Below are 13,971 nucleotides of genomic sequence, written 5' to 3'. Positions count from 1 at the left end.
AATTAAGTTAGGGAATTATCATTTTCATTAGGAAAAACAATCCATGGCTTGAAGGTCTTAGCTTCTTCAAAGTCGAGGGTTGCATAAGATATAATAATGATAATATCGTCTTTTTGAACTTTTCTGGCTGCAGGTCCATTCAGCGTAATTTCACCTGAGTTTCTCTCACCTTTTATAGCGTAAGTTTCAAAACGTTCTCCATTATTGATATTTACAATAGATACTTTTTCTCCTTCAATAATATTTGAGGCATCCAGTAAAGTTTCATCGATAGTGATACTGCCGATATAATTTAAATCAGCTCCGGTTACTTTAACACGATGAATTTTTGATTTTATAACTTGAATTTGCATGTTGCAAAGGTAAATTAATTTAATGAAATGGTATCAATCAGCCTTATAGAATTAACAAATACCGCTATAAATGCACGGTATTTTTTGTCATTAATTTTGTGCTCTATTGGTAATAATGTAGATTCGTCAGCAATTACAAAATATTCGAGGTCAAATCTTCGATTGTCCTTAAAGGAGTTTTCTACAAATTCTATAGTTTCTTGCGGGCTTTTAGTGCTGAATACTTCTTTAGCCTCAGTCAGTGTTTTATAAATAATGGCGGCTTCTTTTCGTTCCTCAGGCGTTAAACGTTCGTTTCGCGAACTCATTGCCAATTGATTTTCTTCCCTAAAAATAGGACAACCTATTATTTTAACCGGTAAATTGTTTTTTTCAACCAGTTTTTTCACAATCTGCAATTGCTGAAAATCTTTCTCTCCAAAATACGCATTTGTAGGTGAAACTATTTCAAACAAACGCTTCACAATAGTTCCGACACCGTTAAAATGGCCTGGCCTGAACTTCCCCTCCATCTGATTTTCTAAACCATCAAAATCAAACGATTGTGACATAGTATTTCCTTCATAAATATCATCCACAGATGGAGCATAGAGAATAATTTTATCACTTAACCCCCTCATTTTCCTAACATCTTCTTCAAGTGTACGTGGATACTTTTCGAGATCTTCAGCATTATTGAATTGTGTGGGATTTACAAAAATACTCACAACAGTATCATCATTTTCTTTAAGTGATCGCTGCATTAAAGCCAGATGTCCCTGGTGTAAAGCGCCCATTGTTGGGACAAATCCTATAGTTGAATTTGCTGTTTTGATAGTTTTCAAATAAGCTATCAGGGCTACTTTGCCGTAGAAAATATGCATGGCGGTATCATTAAAATTTAGTGCAAACATAATATATTAGTTATAAACTGCATAAATTTTTGTAATTTTGCAACGTTTTTATTACCAAAATTTAAGTAAAATACTATTATGAAAGAGAAGAGGATATTATATGTATCATCTGAAGTCGTGCCTTATTTGGCGGAAAATGAGGTTTCATTAATGTCTTATGATGTGCCTAAAATGATAAATGATCAGGGCGGCCAGATAAGAATTTTCATGCCTAGATATGGAAACATTAATGAAAGAAGACATCAATTACACGAAGTAATCAGACTTTCAGGGATGAATTTGGTAGTGAACGACTTAGATATGCCATTGATTATCAAAGTAGCCTCTATTCCTAAAGAACGTATTCAGGTTTACTTTATAGATAATGATGAATATTTTAAAAGAAAAGCAACCTTTGCTGACGAAGAAGGTGTCTTATATCCTGATAATGATGAAAGAGCTATCTTTTTTGCAAAGGGAGTAGTTGAAACTGTAAAAAAACTAAACTGGGTTCCGGATATTATTCATGTTCATGGATGGCTTGCTGCTATGCTCCCAATTTACATGAAACATTATTATAAAAACGAAGCTTTATTTTCTGAAACCAAGATTGTGACCTCAGTTTATGGTCAGTCTTTTGATGAAAATCTGGATTTAGAAATGATCAATAAAGTAAAATTTGATGGCGTTCCACATGAAAGCGTAGCTGACTTGGAAACTCCTAACTATGAAAATATCCTAAAAGCAAGCATTTTACATTCTGATGCCGTGATAATTGCTTCAGAAAATGTATCTCCAAGTTTAACAAAATTTATAGAATCTTCAGGAAAACCTTTTTTACCTTTCGCCACGAAAGATGCATTCGCTGAAGCGTATACAAATTTCTATAAAACTATGGGGCTTTAAATTTTAACATTATTATTAAACATGTATAATACTTCTTTTTTTAAGAAAATTCTTTTAATAGCAACAGTTGCTGTATTTTATTCCTGTGACAAAGATTTTAATACAATTGGTGAAGATTTAATTGGGAACAATGATAATTTTGATATTGAAGCAAAAGACTATAGTGTTACCGCTTATAATCAAAAAGTGACTCCGGTTGCCGCAAATAATTTACCGATTAACGCATTAGGTATTTATGAAAGTCCTGTTTTCGGTACAACAATCGCAAATTTTAATACTCAGCTGACATTATCTTCTTATTCTCCTGCATTGGGATTTGAAGCTGTAATTGATAGTGTAACGTTAAATATTCCTTATTTTAGCACTGCTAAATCTATTGATGAAAAAGGAGTAACTACTTATAGATTGGATTCTATTTACGGCCCTGAAACCGGGAGAATCAAGTTAAGTGTTTACGAATCCGGTATTTTTCTAAATAATTATAATGCTAACAATTACGATTTAAGCAAATTTTACAATACAGACAGAAACGAGAATTTTCAGACACAGGCAGAAGCATTGGGACTAAGATTAAATAACTCGGAAAATTCTGCTGAAAACAATGAATTCTTTTTTAACTCAAAAGAAATAAAAGAAACAACTCCTGCAGTAGGAACTACGCCTGAATCAAATAAAAGAATCAAACCCGAAATGCGCCTGCATTTAAACAAAGACTTTTTTAAAACCAAAATATTCGATGCTCCAGCAAGCAAATTAGCAGCAGATGATGTTTTTAAAAATTATTTTAAAGGACTATACTTTAAAGTAGAGAAATCGACTGCAAATACAACAAGAATGGCTGAGATGGATTTCACAAAGGGAACTATAACTATTTTTTATAAGGCAAAAACAAATAAAGACGATAAAGATGCTGTAAACAAAACATTCGTTATCAATTTAACCGGTAATTCGGTAAATCTTTTAGAAGAAAGCACAACTGATTATACAAACGGTACTGCAGAAGACGACACACCAGACGACAGATTATATCTAAAAGGAGGTCAGGGATCTATGGCGGTAATCGAACTTTTTGATAAAACCGACTTGGGTAGATATGATGACAAAGGATTATGGGTAACTACTCCAAACGATGTGTCAGATGAATTAGACGAAATCAGAAATAATATTACGTCTAAGAAATTACTTGTCAATGAAGCTAATTTAGTATTTACTGTTGATTCTCAAAAAATGGGTACCGCTCAGCAACCGGGTAGAATCTATCTGTATGATTTAAAGAACAACACAGTATTAACTGATTACACTGCAGATCGTACATCAAGTCTTAATGGTGATCCTAAAAAAAACAGAACGGTTTTTAATGGCATGATTAGTATAGACCCAACAACCAACATAGCTACCTACAAAATAAGAATCACAAATCATATCCGAAATATGATTAAAAATGCTGATGTTGATAATGTACAATTAGGTTTAGTAGTTACCGAAGACATAAACACAGTCACATCAAAGAAATTAGATAAAACCAAAATCAATTTTAAAAGTCTATTAACTGAGGTTCCAACTGCATCAGTAATGAATCCTTTGGGTACAGTACTGTTTGGAGGCAATATTCCCGAAAGCGATCAGGATAATTATGCTAAAAGAGTAAAACTTCAAATTTACTACACAAAACTGAAATCAAATTAAAAAAATAACATATGTGTGGAATTGTTGGATATATAGGCCACAGAGAGGCTTATCCTATAGTCATAAAAGGATTAAAGCGCCTCGAATACAGAGGATATGATAGTGCCGGCGTAATGTTATACGACCAGGAAAACATCAAACTTTGCAAAACAAAAGGAAAAGTTTCGGATCTTGAAGAAAAGGCTCAAACAGATTTCACACGAAACGGAACTATAGGAATTGGTCACACACGCTGGGCAACCCATGGAGTTCCTAATGATGTAAACTCTCACCCGCACTTTTCAAATTCCGGAGAATTAGTTATTATCCATAATGGAATTATTGAAAACTATGCTCCACTTAAAGAAGAATTAATCAAGAGAGGTTATAGCTTTAAATCGGATACAGATACTGAAGTTTTAGTAAATCTTATTGAAGAAGTTCAGAAAAATGAAAATATAAAACTTGGAAAAGCAGTGCAAATTGCTTTAAATCAGGTAATAGGCGCCTACGCTATTGCCGTTTTTGACAAAAAAAATCCTAATGAAATTGTGGCTGCACGATTAGGAAGTCCGCTAGCAATAGGTGTTGGAGAAAATGAATTTTTCATTGCTTCGGATGCTTCCCCATTTATCGAATACACCTCAAATGCGGTATATCTCGAAGATGGCGAAATGGCAAACATCAGATTACACAAACCTCTTAAAATCAGAAAAATAAAAGATGATTCGTTAGTTGATCCTTACATACAGGAACTTCAGATGAATCTGGAACAAATTGAAAAAGGCGGCTACGATCATTTCATGCTAAAAGAGATTTATGAGCAGCCAAATGTTATCAAAGACACTTACAGAGGAAGACTTCATGCCAATGAAGGAATCGTACAGATGGCAGGTGTCGAAGATAATATTGAAAAATTTTTGAACGCCCAAAGAATTCTAATTGTAGCATGTGGAACTTCATGGCATGCAGGATTAGTTGCAGAGTATATTTTTGAGGAATTCACACGTATTCCTGTTGAAGTCGAATATGCTTCTGAATTTAGATACAGAAACCCAATCATTAATAAAAATGACGTAGTTATCGCTATTTCTCAATCGGGAGAAACTGCCGATACTATGGCTGCTATTAAATTAGCAAAAGAAAACGGTGCTTTTGTATTTGGAGTTTGTAATGTTGTTGGATCGTCCATTTCAAGAGAAAGTCATGCAGGTGCTTACACACATGCAGGTCCTGAAATTGGAGTTGCCTCTACCAAAGCTTTTACTACACAGATTACAGTTTTGACAATGATTGCCTTAAGATTAGGAAAAGCTAAGGGAACTTTATCTAATACTGATTTCCATACTTTTTTACAAGAACTGGAAATAATTCCTGAAAAAGTGGCTGAAGCATTAGAAACAAACGAAAAAGCCAAAGAAATTGCAACAGCTTTTAAAGATGCGCCAAACTGTTTGTACTTAGGACGCGGTTATAATTTCCCTGTAGCTTTAGAAGGCGCATTAAAATTAAAAGAGATATCTTACATCCATGCTGAAGGATATCCTGCAGCAGAAATGAAACACGGCCCGATTGCCCTCATTGATGAACAAATGCCCGTTATCATTATTGCTCCAAAGCAGGGACATTACGATAAAATTGTAAGTAACATTCAGGAAATTAAATCCAGAAGTGGGAAAATTATTGCTGTAGTTACCAAAGGTGACACTCAGGTTCGTGAATTAGCAGATTATGTCATAGAAATTCCAGAAACTTCTGACGCACTTTCTCCATTAATTACTACCATTCCTTTACAGCTTTTATCTTATCATATTGCTGTAATGAGAGGCTGTAATGTAGACCAGCCGCGTAATCTGGCGAAATCAGTTACTGTAGAGTAATTTTTATACCTATTAAAAAATTAAAGCGAGATTTATGTCTCGCTTTTTTTATTGTCAGATTTTTTTTCTTATTGGTTTAATTTTTAAGATTAATGCAGTTTTTTTCTTAAAATTATTATGTATGCATACTATCCCCTCTTGTTAGTATTTGTTTGTTGCTTTTAATTTAATAAAAGGGTGTATTGAATACCTAAAACAAACCATATATTTATGATAAATATTAATTTTTTTTAACGTTTTTTTATTAATATCAAAATTATTCGTATTTTGGCTACATGAACTAACAAAAAACTACCAATGAGAGCATATTTACTAATTATGTTGTTTATCAGTGGATTATCTTTTTCACAAAGTACCATTACCGGAACTGTCACAGACAGCAAGAAACAATCAATTCCAGGAGCCAATATTAACGTTGTAGGAAGTTCAACCGGAGCGTCTACTGACTTTGATGGCACGTTTAAATTAAACACCTCATCAAAACCTCCTTTTACCATTAAAGTATCTGCTATAGGTTTTGAAACCAAAACTATTAATATTACATCTGCAAATCAAAATGTAAATATAGTTTTGAATGAGGAAGAAACTAAACTTGACGAAATAGTTGTTTCGGCCTCCCGAACTCCGGAAAGAGTCATCGAATCTCCTGTTACTATTGAAAGAATGGGGATACAAGAAATCAAAAACACAACCGCTGCGACCTTTTATGATGGTTTAGAAAACTTAAAAGAAGTGAATTTTAACACAAGCAGTATTTCTTTTAAGTCTGTAAACACAAGAGGTTTTGCAACTGTTGCAAATACCCGTTTTATGCAATTGGTAGATGGAATGGATAATTCTTCACCCGCTTTAAATTTTGTATTAGGAAATTTAATTGGTATTTCTGATATCGATGTGGCGAATGTTGAACTTTTGCCAGGCGCATCATCTGCACTTTATGGAGCAAACGCCTTTAACGGAATCATGTTTATGAATAGTAAAAGTCCATTTACAAATGAAGGAATTAGTGTTTACTATAAATACGGACAGACTAGTCAGAAAGCCGCAGGAACAAACGATTATAATGATTTTGGGATAAGAGCAGCGAAAGCATTTACCAAACATTTTGCAATGAAAGCAAACTTGACGTATATGGAAGCATCAGAATGGATTGCAGCCGATACCAGAAGCATGACAGGTGGCTCAATAGGACATGCAATGAATCAAAATTATGATGGTTTAAATATTTATGGAGATGAAGTTACCACTTCTATTCCGAATGTTGGACAAGTAAGCAGAACTGGATATCGTGAACAAGACTTAACTGACAATAAGGTTAAAAGTATGAAAGCAGATTTCGGCATGCATTTTAAACCTTGGGCAGACGATACTGAAATTATATTGCAATATAAGATAGGCACAGGAAACACTATTTACCAAGGTGCGAATAGATATGCTTTGAAAAATTTCCTAATGCAGCAAGGGAAATTTGAGGTAAAAGGTAAAAACTTTTTTGCAAGAGTCTATTTTACGAGTGAAGATGCCGGAGACTCATACGACATGAGATTTGCTGGCTGGAATATAAACAGAATGGCTAAATCAGATAAAAACTGGTTTACAGATTACGGAACAGCTTTTCAGTTATCTTCTGCAGCACTTGGTCTAAATGCCAATGAAGCTGCTGTTTATGCAAGAAATTTTGCTGATTATAACGTTTCCCCTGGTTTGCCATTAGTCCCAAATACTGATCCGGCGAATCCAAGTGCTCCAAGATCTGCAAGATTTGAACCCGGATCTACACAATTCTTCAATGCACTTACAACAGTAATCAGCAATCCAGATCTTACTCAAGGTGCTAAATTTATTGATCATTCAAAATTATATCATTCAGATGTGAATTATAATTTCAAAGATTTAATCAAATTTGCCGAAATTCAGGTCGGTGGTTCCTGGAGAAAATATGTTATGGATTCTGAAGGAACAATCTTCACAGATTATGATGGCCCAATTGGATATAAAGAATATGGCGCTTACGCACAATTACAAAAAAAATGGTTAGACGACAGGTTAAAGTTTACAGGGTCTTTGCGTTATGATAAAAGTCAAAACTTTGACGGCAATATTTCTCCAAGAATATCATTTGTATATTCTGCCGGTGAATCTAAAAGACATAATTTTAGAGTTTCGTATCAAACAGGTTTCCGTAATCCTACTACACAAGATCAATATATTGGCTTAGATTTAGGACCATTTGCATTAATAGGTTCCGCAGCCGAAAACTTAGATCGTTTTCAGGAAACAGTAAATGTAAGTGCTTCAGGCCAAGCTGTTGCCGGGCAGCCAGCATCTCTTCCAATGTCTGGTCGTAATGCATATGAAAATGCGTATACATTAGCATCTGTTCAGGCGTTTGCTGCTTCAGGAAATGTAACAGATCTTAAAGTAGCCAATGTTCAATTAGTAAAACCGGAACAAGTACAGGCTATCGAAGCCGGATACCGCACAGTTGTTCAAAATGATTTATCAATAGATATTAATGGATACTATAATATTTATAATGATTTCATGAATACTTCCAGAGTAATTTCACCTTATTACGGAACAGCAGGAACAGGTACGACACCTGCAGTTCTATTAAGTTATCAGGCATTAGCATTTGGAGACAGAAGAGTGTACCAGGTTTATACAAATACTACAGCACAAATTACATCTTTAGGTTTTGGAGTTGGTTTATCCAAAAAAGTCTATAAAGATTTTGAATTAGGAGTCAATTATAATTATGCTCAGTTTGATTTTGACCAATCAGAAGATCCAAGTTTTGTAGCTGGATTTAATACGCCAAAACACAGGATTAAAGGTTCGTTTGGAAATGCAAAAGTGACTAAAAATTTAGGCTTTAATCTTAATGTAAGATGGAATACTGAATATCTGTGGCAGTCATCTTTTGGAGACGGTATGATTCCGGAAAACACAGTGTTTGATGCTCAAATTAATTATGGTGTCCCAAAATTAAAATCTGTTATCAAGCTTGGAGCAACAAACCTTTTTGGAAAAGATTATCTTCAGGTAGTTGGTGCTGGTATGATTGGAAAGATGGTGTTTGCTTCCTGGACAATTAATCCTTAATTAGAAATAATTATTTGATCAACTATTTGTCTTCTCTCAGTTGTTTTTTAAAAAAGAACAAAGAGCTAATAATTTTAAAAGTTATAACATGAAAAAAAATATAAAATGGCTGTTGTTGGTTTCTTTAACCATGATGGCGTGTAATAATGACGACAATAATAATACTCCCGAAGAAGTTCCTGTAAAACCGGGATCAGCAGTATTTACAAAATATGTCGCACTTGGCGATTCTTTTGCTGCGGGATATAGCGATGGTGCATTGTTTGCAAAAGGCCAGAGTAATTCATATACGAATATATTATCTCAGCAATTTTCGGCAGCTGGAGGAGGCGATTTTACGACTCCTTTTATGCTGGATAATATTGGGGGATTCTCTTCTGGAGGAGTTCAGGTAGCTAAATTCCCAACCAGATTTATCTTCGATCCTGTTACAAGAAGTCCTGTAAATGTCCCGGGCGTATCCAGTACATCGATAACCGCACGTTTAACAGGATCTTTTAGCAATTTAGGAATTCCGGGGGCAAAAAGTTTTCATTTACTAGCTCCAGGATATGGTAATCTTGCAGGTGTTTTTGCAACTCCGGCTACAGCAAATCCATATTTTGCTCGTTTTTCTTCTTCGCCTACTACAACTATTCTTGCTGACGCTATGGCTCAGTCACCTACATTCTTTTCTTTATTTATAGGTGGCAATGATGTTTTGGGTTATGCAACAAATGGAGGCGTACCAACTTCTCAGGATGCTGCCTTAGGAGATGATATAACTCCAACAGCAACATTTAATTTTGCATACAATACACTTGTTAATACCCTGACTGCTAATGGGGCAAAAGGTGTGGTTGCAAATTTACCATACATTACAACGTTGCCTCATTTTACAACTGTCCCTTATAATCCCCTTACTGCAAAATCAATTGGAAAAGATAATGAAGCAGTTGGTTTGGCAACTATCAAATTGCTTAATACACAATTATATGGACCGCTTAAACAAGCTTTAACAGCTCTTGGCGCGGGAGACAGAATTAATTTGTTATCAGAAACATCTACTAGCCCTGTATTAATGAAAGACGAAACATTACCTAATCTGGCTGCTCAACTAGCCACTATATTTACTCCAACACTAGGAGCACAGACTGCGGCTTTTTATGGCGCAGTTTTTGGTCAGGCCAGACAAGCTAAAGCTACAGATTTATTACTGTTAACGACAAGGGCTGCTATTGGTGCTGCACCAAATGCTGTAGATTCTGGTATTGGAATTGCCCCTGCCTATCCGTTAAATGCATTTGGAATATCATTCCCGCTACAGGACAAACATGTATTGATTCCGACTGAAATTGAAGAAATTAGAACGGCCACGGATGCCTACAACACAATAATAGCCGCCGCTGCAGAGTCAAAAGGATTAGCTTTTGTAGATACTAAAGATGTAATGACTAAACTATCTAGTGGAGGTATCCGTTTTGGAAATTTCACAATAACTTCAGCTTATGCAACAGGAGGTGCTTTTTCACTTGATGGTGTACATCCAAGTCCAAGAGGTTACGCACTCATTGCAAACATATTTATAGATGCAATTAATGTAAAATACGGTTCAACATTGCGCCATGTTGATTTGAGTACTTATCCAATTCAATATCCGGCATCATTATAGCAAAGCCATTTTTTTTTAATAGAAAGCCGCTCGTTTATAACGTAGTGGTTTTTTTATGAATACCAAATTTTATATTATTAGATATTTGAGTTCTCCATTTTAATAGTATAACAAAAAACTAAGTATTTTTATAAAAAAAAAATTGATTTTATATTTTAAAAAATTATCTTTGCGCTCTGAAAAAAGAGGTATTTTCGATAAACCTAAATAGCTATTTAATAAACACATAAGTAATGTCAAAAGTAATAGGAAAAGTTGCTCAAATCATTGGACCAGTAGTTGACGTAGTTTTCAACGGTAAGGATGTTGAACTTCCAAAAATTTATGATTCGTTAGAAGTCACTAAAAAAGATGGAACGTTATTAGTTCTAGAAGTACAATCTCACATTGGAGAAAACACTGTTCGTACAATCTCTATGGACTCAACTGACGGTTTGTCAAGAGGATATGAAGTAGTTGGAACAGGAAGCCCAATCCAAATGCCAATCGGTCCGGATGTATACGGAAGATTATTTAATGTTGTTGGAGATGCCATCGATGGTTTAGGCGAATTGCCTAAAAGTGGGGAAAACGGTCTGCCAATTCACAGACCAGCACCAAAATTTGAAGATTTATCAACTTCGTCTGAAGTTTTATTTACAGGTATCAAAGTAATCGATTTGATCGAGCCTTACGCAAAAGGAGGTAAAATTGGATTGTTCGGTGGTGCTGGTGTTGGTAAAACAGTATTGATTCAGGAATTGATCAATAATATTGCAAAAGGTCACGGTGGACTTTCAGTATTCGCTGGAGTAGGTGAAAGAACACGTGAAGGAAATGACTTGCTTCGTGAGATGTTAGAGTCAGGAATTATTAAATACGGCGATGATTTCATGCACTCTATGGAAAATGGAGGATGGGATTTATCTAAAGTAGATATGCCAGGAATGAGAGAGTCTAAAGCTACTTTCGTTTTCGGACAAATGAATGAGCCACCTGGAGCTCGTGCACGTGTGGCACTTTCAGGATTATCTATCGCTGAATATTTCCGTGATGGAGCAGGTTCTGATCAAGGAAAAGATGTATTATTCTTCGTTGATAACATCTTCCGTTTTACACAAGCAGGTTCCGAGGTATCAGCACTTTTAGGACGTATGCCATCTGCGGTAGGTTACCAACCAACTCTAGCAACAGAGATGGGCGCTATGCAAGAGCGTATTACATCTACAAACAAAGGATCGATTACATCTGTACAAGCGGTTTACGTTCCTGCGGATGACTTAACTGACCCGGCGCCGGCTACAACTTTTGCGCACTTAGATGCTACAACTGTATTGTCACGTAAAATTGCTGAGTTAGGTATCTATCCTGCGGTTGACCCGTTAGATTCTACTTCAAGAATTTTAACTCCACACATCTTAGGAGATGAGCATTACAACTGTGCACAAAGAGTAAAAGAAATTCTTCAAAAATATAAACAACTTCAGGACATCATCGCGATCTTAGGTATGGAAGAGTTATCTGAAGAAGATAAATTAGCTGTATCTAGAGCACGTCGTGTACAACGTTTCTTATCTCAGCCATTCCACGTGGCAGAGCAGTTTACGGGTATCCCAGGTGTATTAGTTGATATTAAAGATACTATCAAAGGCTTCAACATGATTATCGATGGGGAGTTAGATCACCTTCCGGAAGCAGCTTTCAACCTGAAAGGTTCTATCCAGGATGCAATCGAAGCTGGAGAAAAAATGTTAGCTGAAGCATAATTGGTTGTTAGTTGTTAGTTGTTAGTTGTTAGAAAACAACCACCAACCATCAACGACCAACTATTAACTAAAAAAATATGATTTTAGAAATAGTATCACCAGAAGCAAAATTATTTTCGGGAGAAGTTACTTCGGTTACTTTGCCTGGAGTTGATGGAAGCTTTCAAATATTGAATCATCACGCTCCTATTGTTTCTATTCTAGAAAAAGGAACTATTAAAATTGTGGCGCCAAGTTTCAGTTTTTCTAAAGAAGTTGCGGGTAAATTCACGAAAGTAAATGACCAGACTTATACGTTAAATATTGTGTCAGGTACTATCGAAATGAAAGACAATAAAATAATTGTTTTAGCAGATTAAGACAATTTGAGAATAAGTAAAAAAAGCCAAACAGTTTTGTTTGGTTTTTTTTATTTTTGTAATTATGAACAACCTAAAATCAGAACAGTTAGTTTAAATTTCAAAAAGACCTCTTTGGCATTTTTTACTAGCAGCCCCTCTTTACTTCTTTACAATAGCTACAACTTTAAAAATGGTAAAACTTTTTTATTCGGGAGAAATAATAAATGCTTTGAAATTTACTACCGCTGTTCTTTTTATGTTTATATGTGCTGCTGGATTGACTTTTACTAAAAAAGTATATACAGACAGCATTACAAAAACCATTCGTTTCAACTTCACATTATTACAAACCCCACTTTGCAGAAGTATTATTTTTAAGGATATTCAGTACGTTTCTGTATATAAAAATCATTCTGACAGGGATTTCGAAGTACAACTTTGGCTTACAGAAACAAAGAAAAAGTCTATTTCTGTTCACTTCAACTTTGAAACTGCACTAGACTATGCATTAAGAATAGCAAATGCCCTTGATGTTAATTTACTTGATGCTACGGAAAAAGGCAATTTTAGATGGGTTGAAAAACAAAAACTGCAATAATTATAGCCAAATCTATAGCTCGTTTTTATATCTTTGAATTATTAAAATCTCTTTATAAAATATTGATTATTATAAAAGCACAGTAAGCTTTTATTTTTTCGCTTTATCACAATGATAAAGTGCAATTATTTATGTCAAATTTTATAAAAAGTATCATGAAAAATATAAACAAAGTTGCCGTATTAGGCGGAGGCGGCAGAACTGGAAAATATCTTGTAAACCAGTTGTTAGAAAAAGAAATTAATGTAAAAGTTCTTTTAAGAAACCCGGAAACCTTTACAATTCAAAAGTCAAAAGTCGAAATTATTGAGGGTGATGCCATCAACGAAAGCAATATAAGATCTTTACTTGAGGATTGCGATGCTGTAGTTAGCACTATCGGACAACGACCGGGTGAAGCCATGGTTGCAAGTAATGCAACTAAAAATATTCTAAAGATAATGACTGATTTTGATATTCAGCGATATGTTTTGCTGGCAGGTATCAATATCGATACACCTTTTGATAAAAAGGGAGAAAAAACTATAGCTGCAACTGACTGGATGAAAACCAATTATCCTGAAATTCAGCAAGACCGTCAAGTTACATACGATTTATTAACTAAAAGTAATGTTAAATGGACATTAGTTCGTGTTCCGTTTATTGATTTTACAGATACCAGCTCGAAAATTATTGTAAATCTTGAGGACTGTCCGGGAGATAAAATAAGTTCTTTTGACATTGCTCATTTTATGGTTCAGGAAATGATTGAGGAAAAATTCGTTAGAAAATCACCTTTTATAACGAATATGTAAAAACCTAATTTAGTAAATAGCGGGCGATTAATCCCGCTGTTTGTTTAATCTAAGTTCAATT

The 13,971-nt window shown here is 34.8% G+C and carries 11 protein-coding genes; 9 read left to right on the top strand and 2 right to left on the bottom strand.

Annotation, left to right across the window (positions count from 1 at the left end):
* Positions 1 to 2 precede the first annotated feature (2 nt).
* The gene (gene panD / locus ACNC7R_RS00855; protein ID WP_417939105.1) at positions 3 to 353 is read right to left on the bottom strand and encodes an aspartate 1-decarboxylase; all 351 of its coding nucleotides are present in this window, start codon (positions 351 to 353) and stop codon (positions 3 to 5) included.
* Between the two features lie 14 nt (positions 354 to 367).
* A complete protein-coding gene (panC, locus tag ACNC7R_RS00850; protein ID WP_417939104.1) occupies positions 368 to 1,246 on the bottom strand; it encodes a pantoate--beta-alanine ligase in 879 nt (292 codons plus the stop codon).
* A 78-nt stretch (positions 1,247 to 1,324) separates the two neighbouring features.
* Between panC and ACNC7R_RS00845 the strand changes: the two genes are divergently transcribed.
* The 9 genes from ACNC7R_RS00845 to ACNC7R_RS00805 all read left to right on the top strand — a co-directional run bounded on the left by ACNC7R_RS00845 (position 1,325) and on the right by ACNC7R_RS00805 (position 13,910).
* A complete protein-coding gene (locus ACNC7R_RS00845; RefSeq protein ID WP_163396347.1) occupies positions 1,325 to 2,131 on the top strand; it encodes a glycogen/starch synthase in 807 nt (268 codons plus the stop codon).
* A gap of 21 nt (positions 2,132 to 2,152) precedes the next feature.
* Positions 2,153 to 3,817 carry a DUF4270 domain-containing protein gene (locus tag ACNC7R_RS00840; RefSeq protein ID WP_417939103.1) on the top strand — a complete coding sequence of 555 codons (1,665 nt, stop codon included), beginning with the start codon at positions 2,153 to 2,155 and terminating at the stop codon, positions 3,815 to 3,817.
* 11 nt (positions 3,818 to 3,828) lie between these two features.
* Entirely contained in the window at positions 3,829 to 5,676 is a 1,848-nt protein-coding gene (gene glmS, locus ACNC7R_RS00835; protein WP_417939102.1) for a glutamine--fructose-6-phosphate transaminase (isomerizing), read from the top strand.
* Between the two features lie 297 nt (positions 5,677 to 5,973).
* The gene (locus ACNC7R_RS00830) at positions 5,974 to 8,781 is read left to right on the top strand and encodes a carboxypeptidase-like regulatory domain-containing protein (RefSeq protein ID WP_417939101.1); all 2,808 of its coding nucleotides are present in this window, start codon (positions 5,974 to 5,976) and stop codon (positions 8,779 to 8,781) included.
* A gap of 88 nt (positions 8,782 to 8,869) precedes the next feature.
* Complete coding sequence (locus ACNC7R_RS00825) at positions 8,870 to 10,432, top strand: SGNH/GDSL hydrolase family protein (protein WP_417939100.1); 1,563 nt, start codon at positions 8,870 to 8,872, stop codon at positions 10,430 to 10,432.
* A 233-nt stretch (positions 10,433 to 10,665) separates the two neighbouring features.
* A complete protein-coding gene (gene atpD / locus ACNC7R_RS00820; protein WP_223682066.1) occupies positions 10,666 to 12,177 on the top strand; it encodes a F0F1 ATP synthase subunit beta in 1,512 nt (503 codons plus the stop codon).
* A gap of 77 nt (positions 12,178 to 12,254) precedes the next feature.
* Positions 12,255 to 12,536, top strand: a complete 282-nt coding sequence (locus ACNC7R_RS00815; RefSeq protein ID WP_417939099.1) for a FoF1 ATP synthase subunit delta/epsilon — start codon at positions 12,255 to 12,257, stop codon at positions 12,534 to 12,536.
* 172 nt (positions 12,537 to 12,708) lie between these two features.
* A complete protein-coding gene (locus ACNC7R_RS00810; protein ID WP_417939098.1) occupies positions 12,709 to 13,116 on the top strand; it encodes a hypothetical protein in 408 nt (135 codons plus the stop codon).
* A 155-nt stretch (positions 13,117 to 13,271) separates the two neighbouring features.
* Positions 13,272 to 13,910: an NAD(P)-dependent oxidoreductase gene (locus ACNC7R_RS00805; RefSeq protein WP_417939097.1), complete on the top strand. Its 639-nt coding sequence runs from the start codon at positions 13,272 to 13,274 to the stop codon at positions 13,908 to 13,910.
* Positions 13,911 to 13,971: the final 61 nt, after the last annotated feature.

It is taken from the genome of Flavobacterium adiutor, from assembly GCF_048282555.1.
Classification (GTDB): Bacteria; Bacteroidota; Bacteroidia; order Flavobacteriales; family Flavobacteriaceae; genus Flavobacterium.
The sequence above is the reverse complement of the archived record's forward strand: the minus strand, read 5'-3'. Positions and strand labels throughout refer to the sequence as shown.